Annotated in this window: 13 protein-coding genes and 1 tRNA gene; 8 read left to right on the forward strand and 6 right to left on the reverse strand. The window is 55.8% G+C overall.

Features of this window, described 5'->3' with window-relative positions:
* The first annotated feature begins 4 nt into the window (after positions 1-4).
* Positions 5-1156, forward strand: a complete 1152-nt coding sequence (locus tag ABWV79_RS01250) for a hypothetical protein (RefSeq protein WP_353389885.1) — start codon at positions 5-7, stop codon at positions 1154-1156.
* A gap of 2 nt (positions 1157-1158) precedes the next feature.
* Here ABWV79_RS01250 and ABWV79_RS01255 read toward each other — a convergent pair whose 3' ends face one another.
* Positions 1159-1839 carry a Crp/Fnr family transcriptional regulator gene (locus tag ABWV79_RS01255; RefSeq protein ID WP_353389887.1) on the reverse strand — a complete coding sequence of 227 codons (681 nt, stop codon included), beginning with the start codon at positions 1837-1839 and terminating at the stop codon, positions 1159-1161.
* A gap of 221 nt (positions 1840-2060) precedes the next feature.
* On the opposite strand from ABWV79_RS01255, the gene ABWV79_RS01260 reads away from it, so the two are divergent.
* The 3 genes from ABWV79_RS01260 (at position 2061) to cls (ending at position 6133) form a co-directional block, all read left to right on the forward strand.
* Positions 2061-3647, forward strand: a complete 1587-nt coding sequence (locus ABWV79_RS01260; protein ID WP_502949846.1) for an arylsulfatase — start codon at positions 2061-2063, stop codon at positions 3645-3647.
* A gap of 75 nt (positions 3648-3722) precedes the next feature.
* The gene (locus tag ABWV79_RS01265) at positions 3723-4697 is read left to right on the forward strand and encodes an HAD family hydrolase (RefSeq protein ID WP_353389892.1); all 975 of its coding nucleotides are present in this window, start codon (positions 3723-3725) and stop codon (positions 4695-4697) included.
* 23 nt (positions 4698-4720) lie between these two features.
* Positions 4721-6133: a cardiolipin synthase gene (gene cls / locus ABWV79_RS01270; RefSeq protein ID WP_353389895.1), complete on the forward strand. Its 1413-nt coding sequence runs from the start codon at positions 4721-4723 to the stop codon at positions 6131-6133.
* Here cls and ABWV79_RS01275 read toward each other — a convergent pair.
* Positions 6130-6564: an ion channel gene (locus ABWV79_RS01275; protein WP_170354256.1), complete on the reverse strand. Its 435-nt coding sequence runs from the start codon at positions 6562-6564 to the stop codon at positions 6130-6132. The genes cls and ABWV79_RS01275 overlap by 4 nt on opposite strands.
* Before the next feature lie 170 nt (positions 6565-6734).
* Here ABWV79_RS01275 and ABWV79_RS01280 point away from each other — a divergent pair, with 170 nt between their 5' ends.
* From ABWV79_RS01280 to ABWV79_RS01290, 3 genes are read left to right on the forward strand one after another with little or no spacing between them, the layout of a single operon-like run.
* Positions 6735-7382, forward strand: a complete 648-nt coding sequence (locus ABWV79_RS01280; RefSeq protein ID WP_353389897.1) for an ABC transporter ATP-binding protein — start codon at positions 6735-6737, stop codon at positions 7380-7382.
* Positions 7379-9793, forward strand: coding sequence for an ABC transporter permease (locus tag ABWV79_RS01285; protein WP_353389900.1), 2415 nt, complete (start codon positions 7379-7381; stop codon positions 9791-9793). Before ABWV79_RS01280 ends, ABWV79_RS01285 begins: the two co-directional genes overlap by 4 nt.
* Entirely contained in the window at positions 9783-10823 is a 1041-nt protein-coding gene (locus ABWV79_RS01290) for a lipocalin-like domain-containing protein (RefSeq protein ID WP_353389903.1), read from the forward strand. Before ABWV79_RS01285 ends, ABWV79_RS01290 begins: the two co-directional genes overlap by 11 nt.
* Here ABWV79_RS01290 and ABWV79_RS01295 read toward each other — a convergent pair whose 3' ends face one another.
* From ABWV79_RS01295 to ABWV79_RS01305, 3 genes are all read right to left on the reverse strand, one after another.
* Positions 10824-11255, reverse strand: a complete 432-nt coding sequence (locus ABWV79_RS01295) for a universal stress protein (protein ID WP_170354260.1) — start codon at positions 11253-11255, stop codon at positions 10824-10826.
* On the reverse strand, positions 11252-13861 hold the full coding sequence (locus tag ABWV79_RS01300) for a TRAP transporter permease (RefSeq protein ID WP_170354261.1): 2610 nt from the start codon (positions 13859-13861) through the stop codon (positions 11252-11254). The genes ABWV79_RS01295 and ABWV79_RS01300 overlap by 4 nt, the downstream gene beginning before the upstream one ends.
* A 103-nt stretch (positions 13862-13964) precedes the next feature.
* Positions 13965-14933 (reverse strand): TAXI family TRAP transporter solute-binding subunit, encoded by a 969-nt coding sequence (locus tag ABWV79_RS01305; protein ID WP_353389907.1) that lies wholly within the window; start codon positions 14931-14933, stop codon positions 13965-13967.
* Between the two features lie 336 nt (positions 14934-15269).
* On the opposite strand from ABWV79_RS01305, the gene ABWV79_RS01310 reads away from it, so the two are divergent.
* Positions 15270-16763: a BCCT family transporter gene (locus ABWV79_RS01310; protein ID WP_353389910.1), complete on the forward strand. Its 1494-nt coding sequence runs from the start codon at positions 15270-15272 to the stop codon at positions 16761-16763.
* Positions 16764-16885: 122 nt separating this feature from the next.
* On the opposite strand, the gene ABWV79_RS01315 is transcribed toward ABWV79_RS01310, so the two are convergent.
* Positions 16886-16971: transfer RNA gene (locus ABWV79_RS01315), tRNA-Leu, on the reverse strand.
* Positions 16972-17014: the final 43 nt, after the last annotated feature.

Consider the following 17014-nt stretch of genomic DNA (forward strand, 5'->3'; position numbering starts at 1 on the left):
ACGCGTGTCTGTCGAAGTTCCAGAAGAAAGTGTTATCGTCGGCCAACCCGCCCTGGTTCGTGTGAAAGTTCTTGTTCCAACCTTCATGCCGTCCCCGCCGGTGTTTCCGTCCCTTGAACAAGAAAATCTACTGGTTCGTTTGCCTGAGCGCGCCTCGGGCCCAGTAAGTGACACAGTAGATGGTAAAACTTGGTCCGGGGTCCAGCGCAGTTATCGACTTTACCCTTTGACACCCGGCCAATTGGATTTTGGCGAGCAAGATGTCGAAGTCACTTTTGCGGATCCTGACACGAACAAGCCCGTGCAAAGCACCGTAACGCTTCCGAAAATCTCTTTGTCAGTCGAAGTGCCGGAAGGCGCACAAGGGTTGGACCCTCTGATCATCGCCAACGGCTTTGAACTAAACCAAGACATCGAAGGGCCTTCCGAACTACATGCTGGAGACGCCATTACGCGCAAGTTAACGGCAAATATTTATGGAACCAGCTCAATACTAATACCCCCGCTTTTGGCGGATTTGGACGATCCGCTGCTGAAGGCTTACCCGAAAGACCCGCGGTTTTCGGAATCCGAGGACCGTGGGATCCTTTCGGGCCAGCGCGTTGACGAGGTGGTTTATCTTGCCCAAGCAGCAGGAAATACGACGCTGCCGCCTGTAACCTTGCGTTGGTATAACCTTGAATCCGACAGTGTTGAAACAGCCGAGGTACCAGCAATAGACCTGCAATTGACGGGGCCAGCCAAGCAACAATTTGACATACGGAACCTTCTGCAGGTCACTCCCTACGTTATATTTTTTACGTTAGTCTTGGCTGCCGTATTTCGTTTGATGGTTCCGTGGTATCGACGCAGGCGCAAGGTGCAAGCACAAATCTACAATGCGTCGCCGGAGTTCGCGTTAGCGCAACTAAGAACTGCGCTAAATGAACAGGACCTGTCAAAAGCCTATTCAGCATTGGATTTATGGAAGTCGCGCACGGTGGAAACGGTCGACACCAGTGTTTTAGAACGCCACTTGGCTGCGATATCCGCAACAAGATACGCTGCAACGAAATCGGGTGCTGAGCCGGATTGGCCAGGTGCCATCGCGGCTATCGGCTCGTTGTCAAAGAGCACAAAGCGTAAACCGACGGTACTTCCGCCGCTAAATCCTTGAGTTCAGGTTTGGCAATTTGAAAACAGGGCCGCCCTGTCTTTTATCAGGATGCGGCCGTAACCGATTTCAATTAAATCCAAATCCTCTAATCGGTGAAGGCTTCTGTGTAGCGTAGGACGGGAAACAGCCACCATCTCTGCCAATTCTTCCTGAGATACTATGATCCAGCCATCGTATTTGGACGTTCCCTCGTCCAGATGAAGCAACCGAAGAGCCACCCTTTTCTCGGCCCCGGTTACAAGAAGGTTGGCAATAACCCTCAAAGCAGTCCGCATATTGTAGTGGGTCAATGCATAGAAATCTCGGATGTAGTCCGGATGTTTCTGTACAAGGCTATTGATCCGCGCACTTGGAAAAAACAGTACTGTGGTCTCGCAAGTTGTCACGACACTCATCAATCTGAATGAGTTCGCGAACATTGCCAGATCACCAAACCAGAAACCAACTCCTTGGCGGTGAAAGACTAAGTCCTGTCCATCATCTGCAGGAACGGCCAACAAAACCCCACCATCCAACACAGCGTACAGCCCATTGACCGGATCACCGTGATGGTAAAGCGTTTCACCAGTTTCAAACGCCCGCACCATCCCGCAGTTCAATAAATCTTCCTGGAAACATTGCGAGCGCTCGGCAAACCAAGTGGCTTCCCGCAAGAGGTTCATATTATTAACTTTATCAAACATTAGTAATTTCCAATGTGATCATATGATAAATTTAAAGTCCACCTTTTACCATACAGTAAAAGAGTTCGATTCCTTCACGAGCTACTCTGCCAAAAGGTCGAGCAAATTTTCTAAAATGGTTCAATTTCATTATGTTGAACCTTTTTTTTCAACAAGACTCTTTGGGTCCTTCGACCCATATAGATCGGGAGAAAACCATGTCACCACCACGTTTGACGACCATGAATTGGCGAATTGGGCTTCGCCGGATTGCTGTGGCGACTTTCGCCGTGGCCTTGGCGCTGCCAGCTTGGGCGCAAGACCAAAAGCCCAATATTCTGGTGATCTGGGGCGATGACATTGGCCAGTCCAACATCTCAGCCTACACCATGGGACTGATGGGGTATCAAACTCCGAATATTGACCGTGTAGCCAAGGAAGGCATGATCTTCACCGACTATTACGGCGAACAATCCTGTACGGCCGGCCGCTCGTCCTACATTATGGGTCAGTCGGTATTCCGGACTGGATTGTCAAAAGTTGGCTTGCCGGGTGCCGATTTGGGTATGCAGGTCGAAGACCCCACCATAGCTGGGCTTTTGAAAGACCACGGCTATGTAACCGGGCAGTTCGGAAAAAACCACCTTGGCGATAAGGACGAACATCTTCCCACAAACCACGGTTTTGATGAGTTTTTCGGAAATTTGTATCATTTGAACGCCGAAGAAGAACCGGAAAATGAAGACTACCCCGGTGATGCTGTTCTTGCTGACGGTCGCACGTTCCGCGAAGCCTACGGTCCCCGAGGCGTCATTAAGTCCAAAGCCGATGGAACAATCGAAGACACCGGCCCGCTAACTAAAAAGCGTATGGAGACGGTTGACGAAGAAACGGTCGCTGCGGCAATTGATTTCATCAAGCGCGCGAACGAACAGGGTCAACCCTTCTATGTCTGGTGGAATGGTACTCGCATGCACTTCCGAACCCATGTCAAAGACGAAATGCGCGCCCAGGCGAACGAGATCTTTGGCGGTGTGGCAGACGAGTACACTGCTGGTATGATCGAGCATGACATACATGTTGGCCAATTGCTGGATTTACTGGATGAGCTTGGCATCGCCGACGACACGATCGTGCATTACTCGACCGACAACGGCCCGCACATGAACACGTGGCCAGACGCGGCCGCAACGCCATTCTGGGGTGAAAAGAACACCAACTGGGAAGGTGGCTGGCGCGTGCCGTCGATGGTGCGGTGGCCTGGCAAAATCGAAGCCGGTTCCGTCACAAACGAGATCGTGCATCACATGGATTGGTTGCCAACCTATCTGGCGGTCGCCGGTGACGCAGATATCAAAGAAAAGCTGAAAGCCGGATATAGCTCGGCTGCTATGGGCCGTGACTACAAAGTGCATCTGGATGGATACAACATCTTACCGTTGTTGACTGGTGAGGCGGCTGAAAGCCCACGTCGTGAAATCTTCTATTTCTCGGATGATGGCGACCTTACGGCACTGCGTTTTGATGATTGGAAGCTGATCTTCCTTGAGCAGAAAGCATGGGCAACCCTGCGCGCATGGATCGAACCGTGGACAGAGCTTCGTATCCCTCTGATTATCAACCTGCGTCGCGACCCATATGAACGCGCCTATCGGACGTCCAACACCTATTACGACTGGCTGCTGGATCGAGCGTACTTCTTGGTACCTGCCCAGCAATATGTCGGTAACTTCTTGGCAACATTCCAAGAGTTCCCTCCACGCCAGAAAGCTGCCAGCTTCAATCTGGATCAGGTGATGGAAAAATTGGCCACTCCGACAAACAACTAATGTCGACAGCAAGACTTCAGGGGGCCGTTTCAACAACAACGGCCCCTTGCGATTTTCAAACATAAGGAATTGATCATGAAAGCCGTTCTTCTCTCTGGGCTTCTCTCGATTTCCGCGGTTTTTGCTTATGCTGATCCGCTGCCCAGTTGGCAGGATGCCGAATCCAAGGCCCGCATTATCGATTTTGTACGCTCTGTCACTGACCCCCAGGGGATGGACTATGTAACACCGGCCGACCGAATTGCCGTTTTTGACAATGACGGCACCCTTTGGGCGGAACAGCCTGTCTATTTTCAGCTCATTTTTGCAATGGACCGTCTGTCAGAAATGGCTGAAGCAGATCCGACCATTCTGAGCAGCCCTGTTCTAGAAGCCGCCGCCAAACGCGATGTGCAAGCCATCGCTGAAGGTGGGCATGACGCGCTGATCAAAGTGATCAACGCGTCGCATTCTGGTACGAGCGTCGACGCATTCCAGGTGGCGGTCGAGGAATGGCTAAACACCGCACAACATCCTGAAACCGGCCTAAACTATGATGCGATGACCTATCAACCGATGGTGGAGCTTCTTCGCTACCTCAGAGATGAAGGATTTCGAACTTATATCGTGTCCGGAGGTGGGTTGCATTTCATGCGTGTCTTCGCCGAAGAAGCTTATGGCATTCCGCCGGAACAGGTGTTGGGTACCTATTCTGCTTCGACCTACGAAACGTTGGATGGCAAACCGGCTATCGTCAAATCGCCGGGCATCGCCTTCATCGACGACAAAGAAGGCAAGCCCATCAACATCGAACGCACTATCGGGCGGCGGCCGATCTTTGCCGCGGGCAACTCCGACGGAGATTTCGCAATGCTTGAATGGACAACTGCCGGAGACGGACCAAGGCTAGGAGTGTTGATCCATCATACAGACGCGGCGCGTGAATGGGCCTATGACCGTGAAAGTCCAATCGGGAAACTGGTGGACGGGTTGGACAAGGGGCCGGATATGGGTTGGGTGATCGTAGATATGGCCGAGGATTGGAAACGCGTCTACACTGGCTCCGACTAGATTGAAGAAGGGCCGCTAACACGATGTGGACACTGCTTGTTTCTGTTGCCGTCTTTTGCCTTTACGTGACGGCGGCCATCTTTGCTTTACGCGCGGCTCAAACAGCAAGAACACCACAAGGGGCCGTCGGTTGGGTGGTTTTTCTGATTTCGGCCCCTGTTTTTGGTGTCCCGCTGTATTTATTTTTGGGCCATCACCGGTTTCGGGGCTACCGCATCGCGCGCAAGCAAAGCGAAAGCGTGGTCGAGGGGATCAAGACCTTCGCTGATTTTTCTAAACCCGACCCCAAAACGATGAACATAAACCCAAAGCCGTTCGAGGCTTTGGCCCATCTGCCTGTGTCGCGCGGCAACGGTGCACAGTTGCTGGTCGACGGACAGGCCACATTCGATGCGATCTTCGAGGCCATTGACGCAGCGCGCAGCTACGTTCTTATTCAGTTCTATATCGTTCGCGACGACGCTTTGGGGCAGCGTTTGCAAGCCAAGTTGATCGCTGCAGCGGAAAGAGGCGTCAGTGTTCGCTTTATGACGGACTCGGTTGGCAGCTACAGTTTGCCGACAGCCTATTTGGACAAGTTGCGCGATGCAGGTGTCGAAATCGCCAACCCGCGTGATCGCCGCGGCCCCCAGCATCGGTTTCAGCTGAACTATCGCAATCACCGAAAGACAGTGATTATTGATGGTGAGATCGGGTTCATCGGCGGTCACAACGTCGGTGTCGAGTATTTGGGCCAGGACAAGCATTTTGGTCATTGGCGGGACACGCATATCCGGATGACCGGCCACATTGTCCGCCAGCTGCAACTGATTTTCACGGAAGACTGGCACTGGGCGCATGAAGAAGACTTGATTGACGAACTGGTCTGGGCAGGGCCGGAGTCTGATCAAGACATGAACGCCCTTCTTGTGGCAACCGGCCCAGGCGACGAAACCGAGACCGGAGCCATGATGTTTTTTGCCGCCATCGCCGAGGCCAAAACACGCCTGTGGATCGCCTCGCCATACTTCGTTCCAGATATCGATGTGATGACGGCCCTTCAACATGCTGCCCTGCGCGGCGTCGATGTGCGCATTCTGGTCCCCGAAGTCATTGACCACCGCCTTCCATGGCTGGCTGCCTTTGCTTATTTCGACGAAATCCGGGACTGCGGTGCTCGTGTTTTTCGCTACACGGACGGGTTTATGCATCAAAAGGTGTTCGTGGTGGACGACACTCTTGCTGCCGTGGGTACGACAAATCTGGACAACCGTTCATTCCGGCTGAATTTCGAAGCGATGGCCCTGTTTTTTGACAGCCGGGCCTCCGAGGCCGTCGCCGAAATGCTTAAGAACGATTTTGACAACAGTTATGAGCTTGAACGGAACCTGCCCGACCAGCGCGCTTATATCCGGTTCGGATCGCCCCTGGCGCGCCTGTTTGCGCCGATCCTTTAACCCATAAGCTCTTCTTTGAAGACCTGCGTCATCACGGCCACCATAAAGGCTGTGGACAGACCAAAGGCCAACAAACCTGTCACCGACGCGAAAGCACCGAAGATACGCAGAGGTTCGCCCAAGACGATGTCGCCATACCCAAGCGTCGTGAACGTCACCAACGAGAAATACAGCGCTGTGTTCCAGTCGGGCAGAATATCCCCCAGGATCCAGACCACCGCCCATAGCCAAACCTGAAACGTATGGATCGCGACGATAAACACCAGTGCCACACATAACGGAGCTGCAATGGTGAAAAACCTTTTGCTGTTCTCCAGTCGCAACGCAAAGATGCGGATTACCTGCGTGCACCATGTCAGCAGAATGATTTCCAAAACGAAGCAAATCCCAAGATAGATGCTGCCCCATACGATCTGTTCAAGTAAGGTCATGTGTCCGTATCTCGTTTTGCCTTCTGAAAAAGCTCTGCAACAATGACTGGTTAGGCCCATCGGGACAACCCTGCGTGATCCGCTGCGACGAATGGAAACGAATCCGTGTCAGCGCTGGACTCCGGCTGCGTTGGGTCCACATTGTGGCGCACGGTAAGAGAGCGATCAGAATGCTGCTGAAAATCGAGAATGTTCGAAAATCCTATCCCGGAGGACGTCCGGTGCTTCAGGGTGTTTCGCTTGACTTGGACACGGCCCAGACTTTGGCGCTGACCGGTGAAAGCGGCAGCGGCAAAAGCACCCTTCTGAACCTCGCGGCGGCGATGGACAGTTTCGAAGACGGAGAGATCACGTTGGATGGCACAGGTTTGTCGTCGCTCGACGACCCCGGCCGGGCCGATCTACGCCGGCATAGCCTGTCGATTGTTTTCCAGCAGTTCAATCTGATTCCGTCTTTGACGGTCAGGCAAAACCTATCCTTCCACGCCCGGCTTGCGGGGCAAGAGGATAAAGACTGGAACGCCCATCTGGCCGACCGGTTGGGCCTGTCTGATCTTCTGGATCGCTACCCCGAGACCCTGTCGGGCGGACAACAACAACGCGTCGCTATCGGGCGCGCGCTGGCGTCTCGACCCAAGCTGCTGCTTGCCGACGAACCGACGGGCAATCTCGACGAAACCGCCAGCGCGAATGTTCTGGACCTGATGTTGTCGCTGGTCTCCGAGACAGGGACCGCTCTGCTTTTGGTGACACATTCAAGCAAGATTGCAGACCGGCTGGACAAGCGCGCGCATCTCAGAGGTGGTCGCATAGCATGACGCAAGCCGTTATTCAGGCCCTGCTGTCCCATTGGCGCGCACATCGAATACAACTCGCCACCCTTCTGATCGGGATCGCGCTGGCAACAGCGCTGTGGTCGGCTGTACAAGCCATCAATGCCGAAGCCAGGGCCAGTTATCAAAGGGCGAACAACCAGTTGGCTCTGGGGCAATTCGATACCCTTCAAGAGCCCTCGGGCCTGTTTCCCTTAGCGCGCTACACCGAGCTGAGGCGTGCAGGATGGCAAGTGGCCGCCGCGCTGGAGGGCTCGATGCGCATAAACGGCCGCACGGTTCGGGTGCTGGGTGTCGATATGCTTAGCTACCCTGCCCTGCCCGCAGTCACCCAGATGGAGGAAGGCGAAACTCCTCCTGATCCGGCCCAGATACTGACCGCTCCGGGCCGATTGCTGGTACACCCTGAGCTGGCAACGTTGCTAACTGGAACCCAAGACCTGCCACCAATAGTGGTGACCGATAACCTTCCATCAGACCTGATCCTGACAGATATAGGTGTGGCCGAGGTTTTGCTGAACCGCCCCGGTCTTTTGTCCCGTGTCATCATCCTACCGAACCAACCGCGCAACTTGCCAGATCTTGCCGTCGTCGCTCCGTCTCTGGAACGGATAGACGCAGCCTCGCAACTGGACACGGCCCAACTGACCGACAGTTTCCATCTGAACCTGACAGCTTTTGGATTGCTGTCCTTTGCAGTTGGGCTGTTCATCGTCCACGGTACGGTCGGACTTGCCTTTGCTCAGCGGCGCGCAATGATCCGCACCTTACGGGCACTTGGAGTCTCGATGCGGCGACTGGTGTGGATGATCATGGCGGAACTGACCCTTTTTGCCATCGTCGGAGGCATCCTTGGCCTGATGCTTGGGTTCTTCATTGCAGGCGCCTTGCTGCCCGATGTAGCAGCCACTTTGCGCGGTTTGTACGGGGCACCTGTGAGTGGCCAGATCGCCTTGCAACCTGAATGGGTTCTGGCGGGCCTTGCGATGGCCGTCGGTGGCACCTTGCTTGCCAGCGGGCAAGCCCTGTTCCGCTTGTCCCGAATGCCATTGCTGTCGGGCGCTGGGCTTCAGACGTGGCGTGTAGCTTCGTCAGACAGGTGGCTTTCCCCTATTGCGGGCGCTTTGGCGATCCTCGGCGGTGTCGCAGCGCACCTTCTGGTCGGAGGCCTGGTAAGCGGTTTTGCCATGGTCGCCGGCTGTCTGGTCGGTGCCGCGCTCATTTTGCCAACGTTGTTATCCCTCGCGCTGCAAGTGCTGCAACGCCGTGCAACAGGCCCGATCGCCCAATGGGTATGGTCCGACATGCGCGCTCAGCTTCCCGGTCTGTCCTTGGCCTTGATGGCCCTGTTGCTGGCCCTGGCTGCCAATGTCGGTGTGGGCACGATGGTGTCCAGCTTTCGACTGACCTTTACCGGATGGCTGGATCAACGCCTGACGTCCGAACTGTACCTGACACCTTCCGATCAACAACAGGCGCAAGAGATTGCCGAATGGCTTGCCCCACAAGTGCACGCATTACTACCTATTCGCAACGTGGAGCTGTCCCATAGCTCGGGACCTTTGTTTTTGTACGGCGTTGTCGACGATCAGACCTATCGCGAAAAATGGCCCCTGATCGCGTCTTCATCAGAAACGTGGGACCGTGTGATGGGTGGAACTGCAATCTTGATCAATGAACAATTGGCCCGGCGCGAAGACCTTTGGCCGGGTGACGTTCTAAGCCTTGGCGCGAACCTCAGTTTGCCCATAGCAGGGGTGTATTCTGATTATGGCAACCCCACCGGACAAGCCATCGTTTCGATGGATCGCCTTGATAAAATCTCCCCCGGGGCGAAAATCCGTGGCTTTGGCATCCGAGTCCCTGAAGATCGGGCAACGGAACTGGCCCAGACCTTGCGTGACCGATTTGATCTGCCATCGCGGTCGGTCGTTCAACAGGCGGCGATGAAGGCGCAATCCGTGGCGGTTTTTGAAAAAACATTCGTCGTCACTTCGGCGCTGAACATCCTGACACTTGGTGTCGCGGGATTTGCGCTTCTGACAAGCCTGCTGACACTGTGGACGCAGCGCTTGCCGCAAATTGCGCCGATCTGGGCGCTGGGGTTAACACGAGCGCGTCTAGCCCGGCTAGAGCTGTTGCGCAGCGTGTTGCTTGCGGCGCTGACGGCGGTTTTCGCGCTGCCGCTTGGGTTGGCGTTGGCATGGACCCTACTGGCGGTCATAAATGTCGAGGCCTTCGGCTGGCGATTGCCGATGTATCTGTTTCCATCGGATTGGGTCTATCTTCTGGTGCTCACCCTTGTGGCCGCTCTCATCGCGGCTGCTCTGCCTGCACTTCGCCTGTTACGACTGCCGCCCGCCGACCTTTTAAGGGTGTTCGCCAATGAGCGTTAAATATGTCCTCTTGATACTGACTTTGCTGTTGCCAAGCATGGCACAGAGCCAAGGCTACGCCGGTTTGGGCGGCTCGGCAGAAGGGTTCGACGTACCTCAAAAAGGTTATGATTTCAGCTTTCCGCAAGATCACGGTCCGCACCCGTCATACCGGATCGAATGGTGGTATCTAACGGCAAACCTGACCGGAGAGGATGGGCGCAGCTATGGTTTGCAATGGACCCTGTTCAGATCGGCCCTCAGACCAAACGAAGTCGAAGGGTGGCAAAGCCCTCAAATCTGGATGGGCCACGCAGCTGTCACCACACCCGAAGCGCATTACTTTGCAGAGCGCCTGTCGCGTGGCGGTATTGGTCAGGCGGGCGTCACAGCCGACCCGTTCGTGGCGTGGATCGATGAATGGTACATGCAGGGAGACGATCTGGATCGCCTGAACCTCCGCGCTCAGGGGGTGGATTTTGGGTATGATGTGTCCCTCGACGCGCAGGGTCCGTTGGTTTTCCACGGAAACGGCGGGTATTCCGTCAAATCAGCAGACGGGCAAGCCAGTTACTACTACTCGCAACCTTTCTACACCGTTGAAGGGACGCTGCGGCTGCCTGACGGCGATATCGCTGTCACGGGGCAAGCCTGGCTGGACCGCGAATGGTCATCGCAGCCGCTGGCCGCCGACCAGACCGGGTGGGATTGGTTTTCCCTCAGCTTCGATGACGGTGACAAGCTGATGGCCTTCCGCCTAAGGGGGGGCCGTGGGGACTTTACCGCCGCCACGTGGATTGCCCCGGACGGTACAACCACCTCTTTGCCCGATGGTGCTGTACGGGTCCGTCCGTTGGACACGGCGCGGGTGGCTGATCGTGATGTGCCCATTCAGTGGCAGGTCACGCTGCCGGATCGCGATCTTGATGTCGAGGTATCGGCTATGACACCGGATTCCTGGATGGCGACGATGTTTGAATATTGGGAGGGTCCGGTTACCGTCACTGGCAGCCACAGCGGTCGTGGCTACCTTGAAATGACCGGATACTGACTAGCGAACGACAAAAACCGAGACGTTAGAGTGTCGCACTACCCGTGCCGCATTCGGACCCAGAAGGTAGTCCTTGAAATCCGGTTTGTGCGCTCCGATCACGATCAGATCTGACCCGGCACTATCGGCCGTTTTCAGGATTTCCTGATAGGCTGTACCGGTTGCAACCACATGGCGAACAGTCTCGTTCCGTTCCGCACCCAGCGCCGCGACACACATATCGGTCAGTTTCGTCTGCGCTTCTTCCAACGCTTTTTCATGGAAATCGGCTTGAAAGAAACCGGACACCCAGCTTTCGCCGAAATCCGGCAGAACAGTTACAACATCAAGCTGCGCGTCTTCCATCTGGGCTAAGGCAGCCGCTTTTTTGAGGACATGGACATCCAGATCACCATTGCTGATGTCAACGGCACAGAGGACAGAGTTTGTCATGCGGGCACCTCTTGTCTGGTGGCACGGCCACGTTGCAGGAAGGCGATCAGACCCAGGAATATCATCGCCGGGATATAGATCAGTTGTTTCGGAGGCTGGCTGGACGGAACACTGACCGAGGTCAGACGGACCGCCTCATCCCCGTAATAGTCAAAGATGTCCAGATCATCGGCAACCGGCGCACCGAACAAGGGTTCTTCTAGTTTGACCAACCCATCCTCTGGGATCAGCAACAGCCCCAAAGCTTCAACCCGCGCTTCGCCGCCCTCTTCGTCGCCGACGGTCACGACGACCGTGGTATCAGTCATCTCAAGCGTGTCAAAATCGGGGCCGGCAACGACCAGTCGCATCTCGGTTCCCGGTGGGGTTTGGCCGATCGTTTCGACCAAAGCAGCCGGTTCGACCGATGTGTACGGAGGCGCGATCCGGTCCATGAAGTAGTCCGGTCGGAACAGTGCAAAAGCCACAGCGATCAGCGCGATGCTTTCATAGATACGGCTGTGGGTCAGGAAATAGCCCATTGTCCCCGCAGTGAAGACGAGGATGGCAATGGTCGCGAATATAGCGACGATTATGCCCTCGACCCAAGTGACGTCGATCAACAGCAAATCCGTGTTGAAGATGAACACAAATGGCAGCGCTACGGTGCGCAGGCTGTAGAAAAACGCGGTGAAGCCTGTCTTGATCGCATCCCCCCCAGAAACGGCGGCTGCAGCGAAGCTGGCCAAACCCACAGGCGGCGTCACATCAGCCATGATACCGAAATAGAACACGAACAGATGCACGGCGATTAGCGGCACGATCAGCCCGCTTTGTGCGCCCAGCTCAACCACCACTCCGGCCATCAAAGAACTGACGACGATATAGTTCGCAGTGGTCGGCAGGCCCATGCCCAGAATCAGGCTGAGCAGGCCGACCATCACCAGCATCAGGATCAGGTTGCCGCCCGACAGGAACTCGACCAGATCGGCCATCACCTGCCCCACGCCGGTCAGCGTCACGGTGCCCACGATCACGCCCGCCGTGGCGGTGGCCAGCGCGATGCCGATCATGTTCCGCGCGCCGTCGATCAGACCCTGCCACAGATCGGCCACGCCGTCGATGAAAGTGTCGTAAAGGTTGCTCTGACCCCGGAAGATTGCCTTGAGCGGCTTCTGCGTCACAAGAATTACAAACAGCAGCGCGGTGGCCCAGAACGCCGACAACCCGGGCGATTTCTGTTCGATCATCAGGAAATAGACCAGCACGATGATCGGTAGCAGATAGTGCAGACCCGCTTTGTAAATTTCGGCGATAACGGGCAGCTCTACCTCTTTGGCATTTGGATCGTCCGGCTCCAGATCCGGGACCTGAGAAGCCAGATAAAGAAGGACCACATAGACCGCACACACAATCAGGCTAAGGATCAGCCCCGCCGCAGACGGAGCCCACGCCGTGACCGCCTCGACCGGGAATTGTGAGCTATAGCACAGCCCTGCAAACACTAGGAAAAAGGACAGCATCCCGACAACGGTCCGCGCCAGATGCACCTCGCGATTGCCCAGCGTGGGCATGTTGCGCTTCACGGCTTCGAGGTGAACGATATAGACCAGCGCGATGTAGGAAATCGCGGCGGGCAGGAAGGCGTGGGTGATCACCTCGACATAGGAGATGCCCACATATTCCACCATCAGGAAGGCCGCAGCCCCCATCACCGGCGGCATGATCTGTCCGTTCACCGAACTCGCCACCTCGACCGAACCCGCCTGTTCACTGGAAAAGCCCACCCGCTTCATCAGTGGTATGGTAAAGGTGCCGGTGGTCACCACGTTCGCAATCGACGAGCCCGAAATCAGGCCGGTTGCGGCCGACCCAACAACTGCCGCTTTGGCCGGACCACCCCGCAGGTGGCCAAGAGCGCCAAAGGCCATCTTGATAAAGTAATTCCCTGCCCCGGCCTTATCCAGCAATGCGCCGAACAGCACGAAGAGGAAAACGAATTTCGTAGACACACCAAGCGCGATTCCGAACACGCCCTCGGACGTGATCCACATGTGGCTCATGGCTTTTTTCAGGCTTGCGCCCTTCCAGCGGATCACCTCGGGCACCCATTCCGAGGAACCAAAGAACACATAGAGCAGGAAGATCGTCGCGATGATTGCCATAGCCGGGCCAAGCGCGCGGCGTGCGGCCTCGAACAGCAGCAAAAGACCACCCAGCGCGATCCACTTGTCGGTATCATCCGCCAGACCACCGGCGTTTACGATTTTGTCGTAGAAGAAATACCCGTAAAGCGCCACAAACGCCCCAAGAGCGCCCATGATCCAGTCTTGAATGGGAATGTAGTTTCGCGGACTGGATTTCAGTGCCGGATAGGCCGCAAAGGCCAGGAACATCGCAAAAGCCAGATGGATCTGGCGCGAGTTGTTCACCACACTGCCCGGCAGAGCCACGTTGGAAATCGGCGAGGCCAGAACGACCTGAAACACCGACCAAAGCGCTGCAACGACAGCCAGAAAAATCCCGACACTGCCAACCGGATTACGCCCCCCTGCATCGGACGAGGCTACAAGCTCCTGTAGCTCTTCTTCGGATAGAGGGCGATTGGATTGGGTGTCGGAACTCATCAGGATGTCTCCCCGTCATGCGACCTTTTTGGCCTTATTCGCTACCCGGTTACGCCGGGCTTGGGTAGCGGAGCGCCCGAAGGCACTCCGCATCAGGTCTGGATTATTGAATCCAGCCTTTTTCTTTGTAGTACTTCTCGGCGCCCGGATGCAGCGGAGCCGACAGACCGTCGGAAATCATTTCTTCAGGCTTGAGGTTGGCGAAAGCCGGGTGCAGCTTTTTGAAATCGTCGAAGTTTTCAAAAACCGAGCTGACAACCGCATAGACCGCGTCTTCCGACACATCCGCCGAGGTCACGAAAGTCGCGCCAACACCAAAGGTCGTGGTGTCACCGTCCGACCCGCGATACATGCCGCCCGGAATGGTCGCGGTGCGGTAATACGAGTTGCCGTCGATCAGGCCTTCAATCGCGTCGCCGGTTACGTTGACCAGAACAGAGTCACAGGCGGTGGTGGCTTCCTGGATCGAGCCCGACGGGTGGCCCACGGTGTAGATCATCGCGTCGATCTGGTTGTCGCACAGGGCTGCCGACTGTTCGGCTGCTTTCAGTTCGGATGCCAGGGCGAAATCATCGATCGTCCAGCCCATGGCGTCCAGAACCACATCCATGGTGCCGCGCTGACCGGAACCGGGGTTGCCGATGTTCACGCGCTTGCCCTTAAGGTCTTCAAAGCTGCTGATGCCGGAATCGGCACGCGCCACAACAGTGAACGGCTCGGGGTGGACTGAGAACACAGCGCGCAGGTTTTCAAACGCACCAGCATCTTCGAATTTCGAAGTGCCGTTATAGGCATGGTACTGCCAGTCGGACTGGGCCACACCGAACTCCAGCTCGCCTTCGCGGATGGTGTTGATGTTGTAAACCGATCCGCCGGTTGACTCGACCGAGCACCGAACGCCATGCTCTTTGCGTCCTTTGTTCACCAGACGGCAGATCGCGCCACCGGTCGGGTAGTACACGCCAGTCACACCGCCGGTACCGATGGTGATGAATTCTTCCGCATAAGCCGCCGGAGCCATCATGGCTGCCGTGACAAACGCGCCAAGGCTTAGCTTGCTGCTGTTTTTCATTTTTGAGAACTCCCAAACTCTTATTGTGGATGAGAGACATGTCAGCGGCCCCCCATCTGGGACCATGCCGGTACGGCAAGCCACCCTATCATGCAACAGGGTCAAACATCTGAAATTCCAAAATCTCCCAACTTAGACGACGTTTCATTCAGACACTAATCTTGTCAACCCCTGCACGTGACGTAACGTCCTCAATCCGCATATATGACGGAATTTGCCAAAGTTTCCCCATCGGTCGAATTTGAGTGTATACCGCTTCAAACTCAGCCATTGGCCGGTCCTAACGGAATGGTTTGGTTGGTTCGTTCAAACACGGAGTAGAAAGGGCGAAAAGCCGTGAACAAAACATCGTTCAGCCCGCTGCTGGCCATTGCGCTTGCCCTAAGTGCCGCCATCGCAGTTTGGGGGCTAGCCGACCCGCAAGGGCTGGGCAAATTGGCCGCTGCCGCAGTGGCGACTCAATTCAACAGCCGCGGCTGGTTTATCATGCTCGAGGTCAGCGGGTTGCTGTTCGTCGCGCTCTTTCTAGCCTTTTCCCGGTTCGGGAACACTCGGTTGGGCAAAGACACGGATACGCCCGAATTTTCCACCCCGGCTTGGATCGCTATGCTTTTTGCCGCCGGGATGGGCGTCGGCCTGTTATTTTACGGAGCTGCCGAGCCGTTGACCCACTTCGAAGTACTGCGGCAATACCGCGACGAGCCGGAAGCGGCCAGCTACGCCATGTTCGTCACCTACCTTAACTGGGGGTTTCACGCATGGGCCATTTACGGAATCGTGGCGTTGGTCATCGCCTATTTCGCCTATCGCAAAGGCAGGGCCTTGCTGTTGAGCGCACCAGTACTGGATACTTTTGGCGATATGCGCTGGACCCGGTCCCTGGGCTGGCTGTTCGATCTTTTATCAATCGTTGCGATCGCTGTGGGGTTGGCCGGGTCAATGGCCATGGGGGTTTTCCAGATACAGACAGGGTTGGCGGGCCTGATCGGAGTTGAAAACCCCGACACCCTGACGATACCGGTCTTTGTCGCGCTTTGTGTTGCGTTCATTATACCGCTGCGCAAGGACCTTGGCGACGGGATGGCGCTGCTGTCAAACGCCGCGATGCTGATTGCTGTCAGTATGATGATCTATCTGCTGCTGCTTGGCCCAACATCGTTCCTTATGAACGACATCGTCGCCGGGTTTGGCCGGTACCTGTTCGAAGTTCTACCCGCCGGGTTTTCGACCGCCGAGTTTTTCGATGATATCATCGTCGACTGGTTTCAGGGCTGGACGCTGAACTACATGATCTGGTGGTTAGCTTGGTCTCCCTTTGTAGGCATCTTTATCGCTCGTATTTCGCGCGGGCGAACCATTCGTGAGTTTCTGGTAGGCGTTATCGTCGCACCCACCCTGTTTTCGATCTTGTGGTTCGGAATCTTCGGAGGCTTAGGCTTTTACGACGCCCTGCGCCAAGACGCAGAACTGTCTGCGATAAACGCGCAAAATCTGGACGCCACGACCTTTGCTCTGCTGGAACGGTTTCCATTGGACGGCGTGACGAGGGCCGCAACGGTTTTGGCGGCATTTCTGTTCGTCATTACCAGTGTGGTCAGCGCCGGATTCACCTTGGCGATGATCGGAACCGGTGGGGACGAGAACCCCTCGCCCCGCATACGCACAATCTGGGGGGCGATTCTCGGAGCTTTAGGGCTGGCGATGATATTTGTCGGTGACATTGGGCTTGTCCGGTCGATCATAGCCTTGTCGGCCATAGCCTTTGTTTTCATCGTTCCGGTACTGGTTATCTGCCTGATCAAATCACTGGCCCGCGAGGACCGCCCATGAGCACTTCCCTGATTGACACGCTTCTAAACATCAATGTGTTCCTGTTCATCGGCTTTCTGGTCTGGCTCAGCCTCCGACCGGACCCTTAAGGATCGCCAATACACTTTGCTTACCGGAAGATGTGGTGCCCAAGGAGAGACTCGAACTCTCACGCCCGTGAAGGCGGGGGATTTTGAATCCCCTGCGTCTACCATTCCGCCACTTGGGCCACGAACACTGGATTAGCGCCCAAGTTCAGGAAGGTCCAGAGG

Origin of the sequence: Ruegeria sp. HU-ET01832, assembly GCF_040371315.1 — a bacterium.
In the GTDB taxonomy this organism is placed as follows: Bacteria; Pseudomonadota; Alphaproteobacteria; order Rhodobacterales; family Rhodobacteraceae; genus Ruegeria; species Ruegeria lacuscaerulensis_A.